The organism is Paenibacillus oryzisoli (assembly GCF_050467285.1).
GTDB classification, from domain to species: Bacteria; Bacillota; Bacilli; order Paenibacillales; family NBRC-103111; genus Paenibacillus_E; species Paenibacillus_E oryzisoli_A.
In genome coordinates this window covers 292,487-309,081 of the sequence record NZ_JBCMUN010000012.1, presented here as the reverse complement: position 1 = coordinate 309,081, position 16,595 = coordinate 292,487, and the positions used below count along the sequence as shown (strand labels likewise).

9 protein-coding genes are annotated in these 16,595 nt (G+C 54.2%); 4 read left to right on the top strand and 5 right to left on the bottom strand.

Features of this window, described 5'->3' with window-relative positions; genetic code table 11:
• Entirely contained in the window at positions 1-1,767 is a 1,767-nt protein-coding gene (locus ABE504_RS21670) for a beta-galactosidase (protein WP_430092539.1), read from the bottom strand.
• 147 nt (positions 1,768-1,914) lie between these two features.
• On the opposite strand from ABE504_RS21670, the gene ABE504_RS21665 reads away from it, so the two are divergent.
• Positions 1,915-2,958 carry an AraC family transcriptional regulator gene (locus tag ABE504_RS21665; protein ID WP_430092537.1) on the top strand — a complete coding sequence of 348 codons (1,044 nt, stop codon included), beginning with the start codon at positions 1,915-1,917 and terminating at the stop codon, positions 2,956-2,958.
• A 508-nt stretch (positions 2,959-3,466) separates the two neighbouring features.
• Here ABE504_RS21665 and ABE504_RS21660 read toward each other — a convergent pair.
• From ABE504_RS21660 to ABE504_RS21650, 3 genes are all read right to left on the bottom strand, one after another.
• Positions 3,467-6,757 carry an OmpL47-type beta-barrel domain-containing protein gene (locus ABE504_RS21660; RefSeq protein WP_430092535.1) on the bottom strand — a complete coding sequence of 1,097 codons (3,291 nt, stop codon included), beginning with the start codon at positions 6,755-6,757 and terminating at the stop codon, positions 3,467-3,469.
• 182 nt (positions 6,758-6,939) lie between these two features.
• The gene (locus tag ABE504_RS21655) at positions 6,940-8,763 is read right to left on the bottom strand and encodes a hypothetical protein (protein WP_430092533.1); all 1,824 of its coding nucleotides are present in this window, start codon (positions 8,761-8,763) and stop codon (positions 6,940-6,942) included.
• A 159-nt stretch (positions 8,764-8,922) separates the two neighbouring features.
• A complete protein-coding gene (locus ABE504_RS21650; RefSeq protein WP_430092531.1) occupies positions 8,923-13,146 on the bottom strand; it encodes a cadherin-like beta sandwich domain-containing protein in 4,224 nt (1,407 codons plus the stop codon).
• A gap of 236 nt (positions 13,147-13,382) precedes the next feature.
• Here ABE504_RS21650 and ABE504_RS21645 point away from each other — a divergent pair, with 236 nt between their 5' ends.
• Together ABE504_RS21645 and ABE504_RS21640 are read left to right on the top strand one after the other, a co-directional pair.
• Positions 13,383-14,069, top strand: a complete 687-nt coding sequence (locus ABE504_RS21645; protein ID WP_430092528.1) for a response regulator transcription factor — start codon at positions 13,383-13,385, stop codon at positions 14,067-14,069.
• Positions 14,066-15,469: a sensor histidine kinase gene (locus ABE504_RS21640; RefSeq protein ID WP_430092526.1), complete on the top strand. Its 1,404-nt coding sequence runs from the start codon at positions 14,066-14,068 to the stop codon at positions 15,467-15,469. Before ABE504_RS21645 ends, ABE504_RS21640 begins: the two co-directional genes overlap by 4 nt.
• 46 nt (positions 15,470-15,515) lie before the next feature.
• Here ABE504_RS21640 and ABE504_RS21635 read toward each other — a convergent pair whose 3' ends face one another.
• Entirely contained in the window at positions 15,516-15,725 is a 210-nt protein-coding gene (locus ABE504_RS21635; RefSeq protein WP_430092523.1) for a hypothetical protein, read from the bottom strand.
• A gap of 272 nt (positions 15,726-15,997) precedes the next feature.
• Between ABE504_RS21635 and ABE504_RS21630 the strand changes: the two genes are divergently transcribed.
• On the top strand, positions 15,998-16,555 hold the full coding sequence (locus ABE504_RS21630) for a hypothetical protein (RefSeq protein ID WP_430092521.1): 558 nt from the start codon (positions 15,998-16,000) through the stop codon (positions 16,553-16,555).
• The last annotated feature ends 40 nt before the right edge of the window (positions 16,556-16,595 follow it).

The window sequence follows — 16,595 nt, the reverse complement described above, 5'->3', positions numbered from 1 at the left end:
CTAACCTAGATCCGGCTTATCGGACAGCTCTACGCTGCCGTTCTCCGTACCGTGCAGCTCGAACACGATAATCTCGTTCGCCCCTTGCTTGAGCAGCGGAGCCGGGACATAGAGTGCACGCTGCGGCCCTTGTTCCCAGTAACGTCCAAGGTTCCAGCCGTTCACCCATACGACGCCTTTTTTCCAGCCATCTGTGCGCAGGAACGTATCGCCCTTCTCCGCGACCTGAAATTCACCGCGATAAAAGGCCGGCTTGCTGGCGTTCGCGTCCTGACTCGACGTCGATACGTCATTAAACGTTAATGCCCCTAAATTGTCCATCGGGAGTGGATATATCGTCCAGTCAAAAAGAAACTGATTATTCATCCGCACGCCGGTCGTGATGCCTTTCGGATCGTGCAGCCGGTGCCCGTAGTTGACGCGCCCCATATTCTCGACGAGAATGTCGAGCTTAGCGCCGCCGACTGGAATGTCCATTGGCAGTGGACGGTTATCCCAGCGCTCCACCGTGCCTTGGTAAACGCCGTCCAGGAAGACAAGCGCACGGTCATGCACGTCTTGAATGCGCAGCTGTTCGCCCGTGCGCGGTCCTGAAACGTTCGTCGAGTACACGATGAACCCGTAATCCTGGCCGATCTGCTCCATCGGCAGCGGTGTGCGGTTGCGTACAGCGGCGGAAAGGTGCGACAGCTGGCTGAAGAGGTCCGCTTTGTGAGTCAGAGCTACCGTACCGTAGCTTTTCTTAAGGATCGGCGCCGGCAGTGGCGGCAACTGGTCGGCGGTTTGGCCGGTGTGCGCGAGGATGGCGTCCCGTACGGCCACATATTTGTCCGTGATGTCCCCGCACTCGGATAACGGCGAGTCGTAATCGTAGCTCGTGATGGTCGCTTCGTATTTTTCCTGATCGTTCGCGCCGTTCCAGAACCCGAAGTTCGTACCGCCATGGAACATGTAAAAATTGACCGAAGCGCCAGCCTTTAGCATGCGCGCGAACACGTCCGCCACGTCAGCGGCATCTCGCGTGTGGTGCGGCTTCAGCCAGTGGTCGAACCAGCCGTTCCAGTACTCCATGCACATGAGCGGGTCCTCCCCGCGGTACTCCCGGAACTTGGCGAAAGCTTCCTCCGGCTTCGAGCCAAAATTCACCGTGGCCAGCGTACCCGGCACCGTGCCGCCCTGCAGCATGCCATCCTCCGGCCCGTCGGACGTGAACAGCAGCACATCGACGCCGCGCCCTAGGAGGCCATCTTTTAAGTACGTTAAATATTCGGTATCGGTGCCGTAGCTGCCGTACTCATTCTCAATCTGCATCGCGATGATCGGTCCGCCGTGCGTGCTTTGCAGCGGAACGAGGCGCGGGATGAGCTCGTCGTAGTAGCGGTCTACCTTTTGCAAGTACGTGTCGTTCATGCAGCGCAGCTTGATGTCCGGATAGCGCAGCAGCCACGCCGGAAAACCGCCGAACTCCCACTCCGCGCAGATATACGGGCTCGGTCTCACGATTACATGCAGCCCCAGACTCCCCGCTAGTCGGCAAAACGCCTCCACATCCGCCAACCCGCTGAAGTTGAACTCGTTCTCCTTCGGCTCGTGGAGGTTCCACGGCAGGTACGTCTCGACGGTGTTGAAGCCGCAGGCTTTCAGCTTAAGCAGCCGGTCTTCCCAATACTCGGGCACGACCCGGAAGTAATGGATGGCGCCGGATAACAGTTGAATGGGCTCGCCGTCCAGTAGAAATTGTTGGTTTTGTGCTTGTAAAGTTGCCATGGAAGTCCCTCCATAAATGATGTGATTGTACCTCCATCATCGCTTATATAGGGGAGTTCCTACAATCGCCAAATGGGTTGATTTCTATACCAAATGTGCTGACTTGGATGTGGGCGTGGTATGATGGGGGAATAAGGAGGAGCTTCCATGGAACAATCGTACCGCTTTCCGAATATCGTGCAGACCTTGCAGGTCATCGGCTGTCACTTTGGGGTTCAGCCCCCGGGCTGGACGTACCCGCTGCACCATCACCATTTGTTCGAGCTGTTGTACTGCCTCGAAGGTGAAGTGGTGCAAGACGTGCAGCGCAGCACGATCACCCTGCGCGCCGGCGACTGGCTGCTCATCAAGAGCGGCGTCCGGCATAGAACGGCCAATCCGTTCGTTGGGGCGTACCGGTATTTTAACGTCCATTTTGATCTGGACGATCCGGAGGTTCGCAGCCTCCTTGCCGCCGAGCCGTACCGGCTCATCACGGCCGAGGAAGCGGCCTCGCGGAATCTGCGGCACTATGTCGGCGAGCTGGAGCAGGTGTCGGAGCGAAATCCGGAGCTGGGAGGCGCAGGCGCGGGTGCAGCCATGGAGTACAGCACCAACGGAGATGGGCGGAAATATGAGCGGAGGGTCGATGCGGGGCGGGCGGAAGATCGCGGGCGGGAGCAGCCGCAGCATGCCCCTGTCTCGCTGCGCTTCGAAGACAAGCTGCTCGTGCAGTCGTATACGCTGCTCATCATTCATGATGTGCTGGCGTATGTTCGCGAGCATCCCGGCGCGAGCGGGCCAGGAGGGCGGCGGCGGCACAAGGCGGCGAGCGAAGCAGTGGCCCCCGCCGGCGACGCGTCCTTGTTCGCAACCGAGGTTGCGCACCTGATTGAGGAGAAGCTGGCGCTGGGGTTGTCAGGCGACGGCGAGGCGACCATCGCCGGCATCGCCAAAGAGCTGAACATGAGCCGCAGCCAGTGCAGCAAGCTTTTTTCCCGGGTGTACGGCCTGTCACCCCGGCAGTACATGAGCCAGCAAAAGCTCAAGCTGGCGAAAGAACTGCTCGTCACCACGCACCTGCCGGTGGCGGACATCGCGGAGCGGCTGGGGTTCCAGTCAGCCAGCCACTTCTCGAGGCAGTTCCGGCGTTGGACGGGACAATCGCCGAGCGAATTCAAGCCGAAGCATCGTGGCGAGGGGCGGGAATAGCCTGGGAGTAGCCTGGGAGTAGCCTGGGAGTAGCCTGGGTCCAGCCTCCTGGCGGGCGGGCGAGCGTTCCCGGTGTGCGAACCTGTAAAAAATACATGTAATTCTGCATTAACATGCGAAAGAATCATTAATCCTGCAAAAAGTACATGTATTTTTCAAAAATAGGTTGTATTCCCCCCATTTTACGGTAAAATCAACCGAATTTACTGTATGAAATGCAAGTCTTTGAAATTTTTCGCGCTGAAAACAGAAATTTGCTGTAGAAAATACAGGTGCGTACGGCCTCAACGTGTCATTAGGTTGGCGGCGAACGCGGTTGGTCAAGCCTCTAGCGGATTTAGAGACAACGCCCTCAGATGCCCAAAACCTGTACTCGCACCCACAACTGCCCCTACCCGATAGATCGGGACTGGTGCGTCTACCTCGGGTGCACGCCGCACCAAAAAAGAGACCCGACGCTTCATCGTCAGGTCCCTCTTTTTGTTACCTCGCGGTTACCCCGCTTAGCTTAGTGCGTTACCGTCACTGTCAGCTTCTCGCTGGACGTGACGCCGGCTGCGTTCACGAGCTCGCAGCGGTACTCGTACACGCCGATGGCTTTGCCGGTGACCGCGGTCACCGCGCTTTGCGCGCCAGGCGTTGCCGCCGTCAGGCTCTTCGTGTCGATGAGCACGCCGTTCTCATAGAGACGGTACTCGGTGGCGTTCGTGCCCCACCACATGTTCATAGACACTTTATAGCTGCCGTCACCTTCCCAGTTGTCTGCCGCCAGCACCGGCTTGCCTGGCGCCGCATCCGTTACTTTCACGACAAGCGGTTTGCTCACGGTTTTGCCTGCCGAATTGATCAATTCCCCTACATACGTATAAGTGCCGTTTGATTTGCCTTTTACCGTCCAAACTGCGGTTTGCGCAGCAGGCGATGCTTTCGTCAATGCCGTCGTGCTCACGAGCACGCCATTTTCATACAATTTGAACTCGGATCCGTTCAGTCCCCACCACATGTTCATTGTGACGGTGTAGTTGCCGTCCTGCAAGCCATACGCATAGCCACTGTTCGACGAAAGCACGGGAACACCTGGTACACCAGCGTCGACTACAGGTGCGTTCTTCACTTGGAAAAGAGCCGAAGCCTCTGTCACGTTGCCGGCCACATCCACTACGCGGTAAGCAACCGTGTGTGCGCCAACCGCCAGGCTGCCCGCAGGGATCGCTTGGCCGCTCACTATCGCAGCGCCATCCAGCGTCAAAGCTTGCTCCGCCACGCCGGATACTGTGTCCGTACCAGCCAATTCAAACGTCACCGGCGCATCCACCGTAACGTCGCCTACAGCGTGCCCCGATTGGGTCAGCACCGCAGTAGGCGCTGTTTTATCCAAACGAACGTCCAGCGACTTCACAGCTTCGCTATTGCCTGCCGCGTCCGTCGAGGAATAACGAAGGATCGTTACACCTTCCGTCTGCATCGGAATCGGTGCGCTGTACACGGTGGAAGCCCCACCATTCACATCGTAGTTTGTAACAATCTCGCCCGCACGATCATCGGTTGCCGACAGTGTCACTGTCGCATCTGCATTCAGCCAGCCCGCAGCGTTTGGCGTGCCGGACACAACCGCTGTCGTCACGGGAGCCGTCGTATCTGCCGCCTGCGCAAAATCGCCAAGCCCGCGCGGTTTCAGTTGGAATACCCCTTTGAAAATCGCCGCAACCCCTTGAATCGTCACGGTATCCCCTTCCTGATAAGGGAACGCGCTCTGCGAGAGACCTGTACGCGTATCGACGCGAACGTGGTTGCTGACGCCGTCTTTTACCGCATCAAACTCAAACGAGCCTGCAGGTGTCGCAGAAATGATATTAGAGATCGTCACATCGCTCAGGCGAACCAATTGCCCTTGATTGTCCGCGGTCACCGCGGTCACATCGGAAGCGGCCGGCAAAACGGAAGTGCCTGTTTTGGCAATTGCCACCGGATCCGAAAGCTCGAATTCCGTGTTATACAAAGCGGTCGACGCCGTCACCTTCACGACATCCCCTTGGTGGAAGCCGCTCAAGGCTTGGAATACGTAGGATCCGCCCGTTGCATCCTGCAAGTAAAACGCCTGCCCGCCAAAAGCGCCCGGCTCCGTCGTCACGACGCCTTCCACCGTAACGAGCGTACCGGCCGCCTTCGTCCGCGCCTCAGCGACTGAAATCTTAGCCGGAATTGGATCTTCCTCACCCGGAAGTTCCTCGACCGGCACATTGCCGAGCGTCACCGCTTCGGTTTTGAGGTTTGTGCCGTTCTGGCGCAAGCGCAGGTTCGATGCGTCCGTCGTGCCCGGCAGTACCCGCACCAGCAGATCCTTCGTTGCGTGGCCGTTGATGTCCGACGTCAAGGAGAACGCCGAGCTGTAGCCGTACGCGGTCGGCCATGTGCCGTCGGCATTTTGCACTTTGGCGATTTGCGCGCCGCCGCTGACTTTGTAAATGCCGAGGGAGAAGCCCGTCACCGTCGTATTCGCCGGCAGGTTGTCGATCACGACGCGGATCGGGAAGTCCGCGTTATTCGGCAGCACCGCCTGGTGCACGAAGCTGTACGCCGCTGCAGCCGTAGCTGTCGGGCCGCCGTAGGAGCCCGCTTTGAACGTGCTGCGGTCATACCATTTGTAGCCGGCGTTCGGCGCCGCCCATGGCTCAGGCTGCGGCTCAGTCGATACCGCCGGTGTCTCAAACGGCAGCAGCTGCGTCGGCTGATCAAGCTGCAGGCCGCTGACGTCGGAGAAGCTCGTGTAGCTTTCTTTGGTCGCGAGCCAGTTCACCATGTTCACGAGCAGCGTGCCGTCGTCGACTTCTTTGAAGCCGTCGTAGGTCGTCTTTTTCGCGCCCGTATCTTCGCGCACATATTTCGGCGTCGCATCCTCAACCGGTGAGGAGTCGCCGATAAAGCCCGCTTTGCCTGCGCCTGACTTCGCAACCGCGACAAACGGCCCCTCGGCTACGCCGCCGCCGTTGTACACGCCTTGATCCACCGCGCTCGCCCAAGCTTCGTTCGTTTGCGGGAGATACACGATCCCTTTCGCCTTGGTCGGGTCGATGATCGCGAGCGTCGAGCCCGCGTGCATCGCGACGCTGGACACGCCTGTTGTAATGCCGAACGCCTGCGCAGGCGCTACGACGTTGTTTGCGTTAATATCGCCGAGCGCGTTATACCGGAAGCGCACGCCGAAGTTCGTCGCCAGCCAATCCGAGCTTGCGACGTCCTGCATCGCGGAAGAAGCCGCTTCTTCCGCGCTCATGCCGCTCGCCGGGTTCGCCCATGCGCCCCTGCGGTAGCCGTTGAACACCTCAGAACCGTCCCAGCGGTTCTTGTTCCGGTCGGCATTGTAGTGATCGCCAATGAAGAAAATGCTGCCGCCCGCCTGCACGTATTGCGCCATGGCCGCTTGCTCGCTTGTTTTATACGGAACGTTGGATTCCGCTACTACAAAAACATCATAACCGCTCAAATCCGCCAAAGTAATCGGCGTCGTTTTGCGCAATTCTTTTACATAATAGCCGTTGTTCGCCAGCGCATTCCCAAAATCCGAAAACCCGCCGTCTATGACCCAATCTGCGGCCCCCGCCGTCTGGGCGTGTGCGTTGTCGAACAGTACTTTTTTGCCTGCGTTGCCGTTCACGACCTTCGCATCGATATACGGCGCGGGATCGCTCGGCCCCTCCGCCATGACCGCCTGCACGGTCAACACCTGTAACGGAAGCGCCATCGACAGCGCAAGTCCGGCTTTCAGGAGCTTCCTTTTCCATCCTCGAAGCTTACTCATTCCACTTTTCCTCCTCGGCATGAATAAATGCTGGGCTCGTCCCCCTGGGCGGCCCGTGAAGCCCCCTTATTTTACCATGGTTCAAAAGGAAGTGGTGATAAAAATTTGTAAAGTATAGGAAATTTGTACGAGGTTCCAATGGCAGGGGGCCATTCTGCCCATGGGGCTGCTGGAATTCCCCATCAGGATTGCGTTTGCCCTTTTCTCCTTTTAGACGGCTTAAAATCCTGTTTTAATTTCCTCTTTTTACCTTTCCTCTTTGGAATTCCTTTGGATTGCGAGGAAGATGTTTGACCTTTTAATTCTTGAATCATCATTTTTAATCTCAGAATCTCTTGATCTTTTTCCACCGTGCTGCGCTCTAATTCAGCATTAAGCTGTTTTAATTTTTTTATTTCAATTTCGTCACCCTCCGCTCTCGTGCCAAGTTCGTCGGTCAGCACTTCCAAATTGTTGATAGTTTGCTCATCTTCTCGTACCCGAAGTGTTAAATCATCATTTAACTGGTCGATCTGTTGAAGTGTCTCCTGATCTTCCATCAATCGAAGCGATATTGCTTCGTTTGCCTGCTCCAATTCGGCGATGTCGTCATTCAGATTTTGAATAATAGCTGTGTAAGATTGCGTAAGTTCTTTCATCTCCTTCTTTAAAAGGGCCAATTCGCCGTTTTTATTCCCCATTTGTATGTCATGCCCGGCATTTGAATCCGCCAATTCTTTCTGCAACTGGATGATTCGGGCGTCTTTGTTCTTGAGTTCCCTCAAGGTTTCAAGAACAGGGACAAAGCGATTCATAATAACTCTGACCTCTCTCGTATTGTTCAACACGATGTCGCCCTTAGCGATTTCTGTTTTTGCTTTATTGTGTATATGTGTACTTTTATATGTGTCCCATCCGTTTTTAACTTTCACTCTTCTCTTTCTTTCATGCTTCAATCCTTTTTCTATCGTGGCTTTAACTCTCTTTTTATCTTTTTTCGCACTTTTCAGAGGCGAGTCGATCGCAATGCTATCCTCATGCTGATAGCCAAATTGCTTGCCCTCGACATCCAGGCTGAACCATTTTGCTGTAAGTTTGGAGGCATAGGTGACTTCTACCGTCGCTGTTCCCTCATCGTCGGTTTCAACCTCTATTCCTTTTGGCGCCCCCCCTGCGGTGGCTTTATTATATTTTTTTATATTTTTGGCGTCTTCTTCAAACTCTTTTTTGTCCGTGCTGTAATCTACATCGATGATGTATTTATACCATCTGCCTTGTATATTTACTTTGTTCTTGATGCCTTCCTCAATATGTGCGCTATGCAGGCTGTTAGCTCCCGAAGGAATCGCTGTCAAGTTCAAGGAACTCCTGCCCGATCCGCCCAAATTATCATTCAGTAAATGTCCCGCGATGTAAGTGTCGCCGGATAAAGCTTTCAGCGCATTGACGCGACTGGCCACAGCCTGATTATCCGGCGGACCGCCTAGCAGGTGATCGGGCCCAAGCGTCGCTGTAACGCTGGTTCCTTCCCCGGTTTTGGGGTGCGCGGCTCCCCATTCGATCTCGGTTTGCATGTCCTTGCTGTTGTGTCCAGCGGAATTGACCTTGGCCCCCCTTCCAGTTGAATGGCCTTTAAGCGTTTGCTTGTCTTTTGCAATTCTTTGTTTAAAAGCGTCCCAGGAATACCCCTTTCCCTTTTTCTTTTTGCTGCGCTCAATATCATCGACAGTCACGAGCGCGCGTTGAATCGGCTTGTCCGATGCAGAGGACATTTGCGAGATGGAAGAGGCATTGGTCGAACTTGGGGATAGCCGGTTTCTAGACCAAGCGCGTGATGGCACCGCTCCGCCAGGTCCTGCATGAGACGCCAACATCCTGCCAACCGCTTGGTTGCCGATCGTTTGGTGCAGCGTGGTCATGTTGGATGCGAGCAGCGACATTCGCGACAAGGTTGTTCCGGCGCTTGCCGGAGCAGGCTTTACAGACGGTGGTACGTTGGTTTTGGCAGCATACGTTTCCGAGCGCATACAATAGAGTCCTCCTAAAAAGTAACTCGATCCCGAAATCATCGGCTTACGACGAAGATCCCTGCATCATCGAAATGACTCAGGGATCTCTTTCGTTCCTCGCTTGTTTCTGCCGGACCGGCTTATTGGATATTGCTTATACGCTCCGGTATGACGACATCAGTCTGTCATCCCAAGCGCTTGCAAGGTTCGGATCAACCCCGCCGTCGCTTGCGCGCGCGTGACTTCACCCTGCGGATCGAACGTATCGTCCGAGGTCCCTGTCATAATCTGCAACTGAACCATCAGCCGAATGTCGTCCAGGTAGGCGCCAGCTACGCCTTCCAAATCGTGGTAGTTGTCCAAATCCCCCCCTTCGGCCGTCACCGACGGCTGGTAGCGATCAACGGCCGCCGCCAGCATGCTTGCCATTTCCATGCGGCTGAGCGGTCGATCGGGCTGGAAGCTCATCCCGCTTGCCCAGTCCAGCAGCCCCAGCGCCTTCGCCTGTGCGACAGCGTCAAAGTACCAATCATCCGGCTTCACATCCACGTACGCCGCAGATGCAGAAGCGCCCGCTGCCGCAGACCCGCGTCCGACCGCCCGCACCAGCAGGGTGGCAAACTCCGCGCGGGTAACGCCGCGATCAGGGGCGAATTCCCCGCCGCCAACGCCCTCCACAAGCCCTTTCGCTGCCGCAAGCGTCACAAGCGGACGGCTCCAATGCGTCTCCGTGTCAGAAAAGCTGACTGCCTGAGACATCGCAATATACACGCTGTTCGTGTAGGAGCGAATGGCGATATACCACGCGCCGTTCTGATTCAGCTTCTGTGCCGGGACAAACTCCGGCTTTCTCTCCGCTTCGTTATAGCGGAACGCGCCCCACGGATCAGATGCGCCCGCCACCGCCTGCGGAATCGGAATGAATCGCGTGATCGTTTGATTGAATTGATCCACGTCGCCGATGCTCAGTCCCGTATTCGTATGAAGAATCTCGATATGAAAATCTACGGTTGCGCCCAGCTTTTTCCCAGTCGGCACCGCACGGGCGATCGCCGCTTGCAGTTGTTTATCGCCGGATCGGTCAGTCAGCGTAATCTTGAAGCTGACGTCCTCCGCTTTGAGCTGGTGCTTTGCCAGCAAGTCGTCAAACTTCGGAATACGCGCAGCCAGATTGACCGGCACTTGATAAAGTCCATACGGCGCCTCAATCGCCAGATAAAAGTCCGCATTGCTCTTAGCCAACGCCGTTAAAATACTCGCCGGCACGCTCACATAAGCGACGCCGTCTTGCGGCGTCACGTCCAGCGTAACGAACGGCTTCGTCGTGTCGATGCTGGCAGGGTCCAACTGCTGACCATTCACATCAATGGCAGGCCCGCTCACGGATGGTGCGCCGCCGCCGCCCCCTCCACCACCACCGCCAGAGGGAGGTGTAACAGGCGCTTTGCGCGTAATGGCCACCTTGTACGTCTTGGTCGATCCGTCCTGCGCCGTCACAATCACCGAAATCGCATTGCTCCCCACGCTCAGCGAAAGCGCAAAGTCTGCCGTGCCGCTCGTCATGGCGAAAGGTCCGCCGATCAGCTCACCGCCGCTGTTATAGACACTCACCGTTGTCGTATCCTTGTCGGCATCCGCCACGTTCATCGCCATATTGACGCTGCCGACGTTATTTTCCACACTTGCCGTATAGTTGGTCGTTGCCGGTTCAAACACCGGGCTCAGCGTGCCGCTCGACAACGACAGCCCGCTCAGGTCTGCATGGTTGCTTGCCGCGCGCGTGACCGTGATCGTGTACGTCCTGATCGATCCGTCCTGCGCCGTCACGAGAATCGAAATCACATTATTCCCTACGTTCAGCGGCAATGAAGGGGAAGCTGCTCCGCTCGTCAATACGTGCGGGCCGCTTACGCGTGCGCCGCCGCTATCATAGACGCTTGCGGTTACGGAAGCATTGGCGGCATCCGACAGCGTCGGCGTGACCGTCAAGCTGCTCACCGCATAGCCTACGCTCGCCGTGTACGTGCCTGCGAACGCCGGGACCAGCGTCCCGTCCGATAGGGTCAAATTGCTCAAATCCGCATTGCTGCTCGCGCCTCGCGTCACCGTCACCGTGTACGTCTTCGTCGTTCCGTCCTGCGCAGTGACCATCACTGTAATCGTGTTGCTGCCTACACCAAGCGGCAATGAGGATGATGGCGCGCCGCTCGCCACCGGCAACGGTCCCGTTACGAGCGCTCCGCCGCTTGTGTAGAGACTGACCTCAACCTGAGCATATACAACATCCGATACCGTCGGCGTAACTGTGACGCTGCTCACACCATACCCCACGCTCGACTTAAAGGTGCCTGGCACGAACCAGGGAATCAGTGTGCCGCTCGACATTGTCAAATCAACCAAATCTGCATTGCTGCTCTCCGCTCGCGTGACCGTGATCGTATAGCTCTTGTGCGAGCCATTCTCGGCCGTGACCGCCACCTTAATTGTATTGCTGCCCACGGCGAGCGGCAGCGTTGCGGATGCAGTCCCGCTTGCTACCGGTACGTCATTCACTGTCACTGTAGCGGTTCGGTCTGCGACCGTCGGCGTGACGATCAGGCTGCTTACGCTATTCCCAACGTTCACCGCATAGCCGGTCGTGGCCGCTCCGAACGCCGGGCTCAGCGTACCATTTGACAGCGATAGCTCGCTCAAATCCGCATTCGTGCTCAGCGCTCGCGTGACATGGATCGTGTACGTCTTCGTTGTTCCATTCTGCGCTGTCACCTCGACGGTAATATCGGTAGTGCCCACGTCCAGCGGAATCGGCAGCGATGCCGTGCCGCTCGTCACCGATGTCCCGCTCACCTTCACTGTCGCCAAGGAGTCCGCCAACGTCGGCGTCACTGTGGTCTCACTCTGGCTTGCATTCACGGCATAGCTCGTTGTATTCGAGCCGAATACCGGACTCAATGCGCCGCTCGACAAGGTTAAATTGTTCAAATTGGCATTGCTGCTTGCGCTTCGCGTTACCGTCAACGTGTACGTCTGCGTCGTCGTACCGTCTTCGGCCCTGGCTACCACAGTAATCGTGTTCTCGCCCACATCCAGATTGATGTCGCCGGACTGGTTACCGCTTTCCACCTCCTCGCCGTTCACTTCCACTGTGTTGAAGGGGCTCGCCGTCGGCGTCACGCGAAGCGTACTCAATCCATTCACGACACTCGCTGTGTAGCTGGTCTGCAGGGATGAGAACGCCGGGCTTAACGTGCCGTTCGATAGCGTGATATTGCTTAAACTCGCACTGTTCGAAGGGAGGTAAGGCGTTAATTTGCGTATCCGGTAATTGAAATAATCCGCGATGTACAGATTGCCGTCGATGTCCAGCGCAACGCCGCTTGGGCCATCTACTGTCACTGTGCTGCCAAGTACATCATCCCCCGAAAAGCCCCCACTCCCGGTTCCCGCTATCGTGGAAATTCGGCCATTCGTCGTCACTTTCCGAATTCGATTATTGTCTGTATCGGCAATGTACAGATTGCCGCTGGCGTCTACCGCTACGCCTTCCGGTTCATTCAACTTGGCGCTGACCGCCGGTCCCCCGTCTCCGGAATAGCCATCCATCGACGAAGAACCGGCTACGGTGTCGATTATTCCGGTTGTTGTATCCACTTTCCGTATCCGGTTGTTCTTGGTATCGGCAATATAGAGGTTCCCCGCGCTGTCAAAGGCTACCGCTTGCGGTTCATTTAATTCAGCATCAATGGCAGGCCCCCCATCGTCGCTCGCGACATAGGTGCCATACGTTGTTTTTCCCGCTATCTTGGTCACACTGCTGCTGTCCGGGGCTGCTTTTAAAATCCGGCTATTTCCTGTATCGGCAATATACAGATTGCCAAGACTATCCAGCGCTATGCCGGTTGGACTCGAGAGATCATCAGAATCTCCCGTTCCCACAATCGTGGAAATGTTGCCGTCCGTCCCCACTTTGCGAATCCGATTGTTATATTGGTCAGCGATATACACATTGCCGGCAGCATCTACGGCCACGCCTGCCGGAGTGCGCAGTTCTGCGTTTGTGGCGAGCCCGCCATCTCCGAAGTAGCCATACACCCCTGTTCCTGCTATGGTGCTGATTTTCTTGCTAATCGCATCTACTTTCCTGATCTTGTTATTGTCGCTATCCGCGATATACAAATTCCCGCTGCTGTCTATCGCTACTGCGAGCGGGTTAGATAGTTCAGCCGCGACAGCCAGCGCTCCATCTCCCCCTTCACCGTAATCTCCCGATCCTGCTACGGTAGAGATCTCTCCACCGGTTCCCGCGTAGGCGCGGTCATAATGAAATGGCATCACTTGCGTCATAAGTGCAAAAATCACAAAGAATATGGTTACAAAAGCCAGCCTGCGATGAAATTTCATCCCTATTTTCGTCCTTTCCTTTTCAAGTTGCATCCCCTAGCTAAGCGATTGAATAGTCAAAGTGAAAGCAATCCATACTTTCATCCATTTCGAAATTATATCAATCATTCATTCTCGCAATTCTTAATGTAATCTTAAAAGGTTTCAAAGTACCGGCATCCGAATGACAAATACCAGGCTAGACATGCTATGATTTAATTAATCTCTAAAATCATTTTGGTGGTGCTGCTAAGTAGATGGAACGAATACTCATAGTTGATGACGATCCGCAAATTCGCGAAGTGATCCGTACCCATATCGAACAATCCGGCATGCATGCGCTGGAAGCCGAGTCTGGCCGACAAGCGATTGAACGGCTGGAAGCAGAGCAGGTGGACGTGACTATTCTTGATCTCATGATGGATGATCATGACGGTTTTGAGGTGCTGAGGTACTTGCGCAATCGCGGATTAGATACCATGACAATTGTGGTCAGCGCAAGAAGACAAGAACAAGATAAGATCTCCACGCTTGGACTTGGGGCTGACGATTATATGACGAAGCCCTTTAGTCCCATGGAATTAATGGCCCGTATTCAAGCCATTTTGCGCAGACGGTACCCCATCGCTGGCCGCTCCTCGTTGGTCATTCGATTAAATCCTTTGATTCTGGATGTGGATAACTACACGCTGCTCATTTATAACGAAAAACTGACCTTAACGATGATCGAATGCGGAATGATGCAGGTCTTCATGCAAAATCCCGACCGTGTCATGACGAAGCTGGAGATCTATCAGCAGGTCTGGCAGCATGAGCGGTACGATGATAATAACCTGAGCGTATATATCAGCAGGCTGCGCAAACTGTTGGAACAAGCGCGATCCTCTTGGGAAATTCAAACGGTGCGCGGCGTTGGTTACAGGTTGACAGGAGCTGAACTATGAAATTACGCACAAAATTGTGGCTATCCCTTGTGATCAGCGCGGCATTGAGTATGGTTCTGTTCGGCTATACGACAGTCTGGATCGGAAAGGCAGCGAACAAAGGATACGCGCTGCTTGAGTTAAATCCGCTTGCGCAGTCCGTTGTCGATGCGGTTGAGGAACACCCCGAATTCCAACTAGACGCACTAAAGCAAACCCTGGATCGCGCGCACGCCGATCACCCCGCCATTCGTTGGGTGTGGCTGGACGATCAAGGACATTCCATCTATGATACAGCGGGGATGAATCCGACGTTTACCTTCCATGACTTGGCCATGCTGATGCGGAAAATGCCCGAGCGATATTTGAAGGATAATGAGGTTCCGATCCTCACGCCGGCAACCAAGAACGGGCAAACGTATTTCCTGCTCATGAGCGTACCAGCCTCCGCAATGAAGCAAGGTGAGGTTTATTTTCTCATTCGCAAGCTGTCCTCTTTACTCACCTTGGTTTTGCCGCTGATTCTGTCGTTTTCAGTCCCCTTTGTAGTGGCCTTATGGTTGTTCTCAACCCTAAATAAAAGGATTCGCAAACTGAACCTTGCCCTGAATCAACTGAATATCCAAAGCGACTCGCCCCTTGTAGAGCTGGTCGATACCTCCAAGGACGAGCTCGGCCAGCTTTCGCAGCATTATAATTCCATGGCGCATCGCATCCGATCACAGTTTGCGGAGATTCAGCAGTTCGAGAACAAGCGCAGACTCTTGCTGTCCAATCTGTCTCATGATCTGCGAACACCTCTGACGACAATGCTGGGTTGTGCCGAAATGATTCGCTCCGGCAATTATGAGGATCAGAAAGAACTTCAGACCAGGGCCAAAATCATTCTTCAACGCTGCAGATATATGGACAAACTGCTGGATCAGATGCTGGACATCTCCCGCCATGATGCGGGCAACTTGACCATTCGCCTGGAAAACCATAATTTCTCCGAAATCGTTCGCAAAATTGCGGCTGAATATATTATGGTTCTCGACGGCGACCAGATTCATCTTGATGTCGAGATCCCGGATGAGGACATTCATCTTCCTATCGACGCGCCTCTTATGGAAAGGGTGCTGCGCAATATTTTGGATAATGCGATCCGATATGGGAAGGATGGACGGTACCTTGGCATCCAATTGTTTGCGGAAGAGCATGCCGTCAATATGATCGTAAGGGATAAAGGAAAAGGGATTCCTCCTGAACATCAGGCGCATATTTTTGAACGCTTTTATCGGGTGGATAGCGGAAGACAGGGAGAAGGATTGGGGATTGGTCTGGCCATTGTCAAGGACATCGTAGAAGCCCACGATGGCAGCATAGAGATGAGCAGTATGCCGAATGTGGAAACGGTGTTTCGGATTAGGGTGCCTCGTTAATGTATTGAGTTGAGCGGTTCCGCCGTCCATGAAAGGACGGCAGCGTTTACGGAAGACATGGAGCCGCTTCGAGCTTCCCCCCTCCGTAAAAGCACGCCATCGATGAACGTGGCACACCTTCTGTTTTAAGTGATAAGGCAATCATGTAAGCCACCGGCAGTAAAAACAACCCCACCAACGCCACAACCGTATTCATATTTACGCGATAGTATCGAGATTCGGTTAACGTGCTTAAGGTGATTAATTTTTTATGCATGAGCAACCCCTCCCATGTGATCGTGTGTGTTTCCTTCACATCCTGATCATAAGGGAGGGCGTGGTGGCATTTTCGTGGGATTAGGGAGATGAAGTCGCGGAGACCCATTTGTTATTTGGGGTTATCTACATTATAATCATTCATATATTCAAAGATTTGAATGTTTGTTTTGTTGTGTGAAGGGTGGTTAGCGAGTGCCTATCTTGAATTCTAATGACCAATTACGGACCTGTTCGCAGTCCATGCACGAATTAACTTCAGAAATAAAGAACATGAACAGACAGACGGTCATCAAGATGGGGATTGATGCCTTGCATGAGATCGGATCTGATTTAATTTGCAAGGTTTGTATCAAAAATGGGGGATCCTGTTGCTATGGTTGTCGTCATCTTTTAAATGGAATTGGATGTAAAAAACTGAATACAAGTTGTACGGCATGGTTATGCGGATTTCTCAAATACCTTTTGTATGCGACAGGACTCCTGAGGGAGTGGGATGATTTTTGGAGACAGGTTCCAGGGCAAGCCTTTCGCGAGGATTTCACGCCAGAGCTTTTTTTCGTAGAGAAGCCATTGCACATGCACAGAATTCGGAATCTTAGTGAGGCATTGTCGACCGACCTGCAGGAGTTGACGACAACGGACCTACCGATAGGATTCATTTTTACGCTCCGGGAAAAAATAGATAAAAACATTGACAGATTGCATGATGGCAACAATGATCCTAAAAAGCAAATTAAAACTGAAAGAAATATCAAAGTTCTTTCCAGTCATTTTCATCGTTTTCAAAAGGAACTGCGTGAGTATCATCTGAATAACCCCAACACGTGATAGGCTTGAAATCATAATCGTACAGCTCGAATTGAAAAGG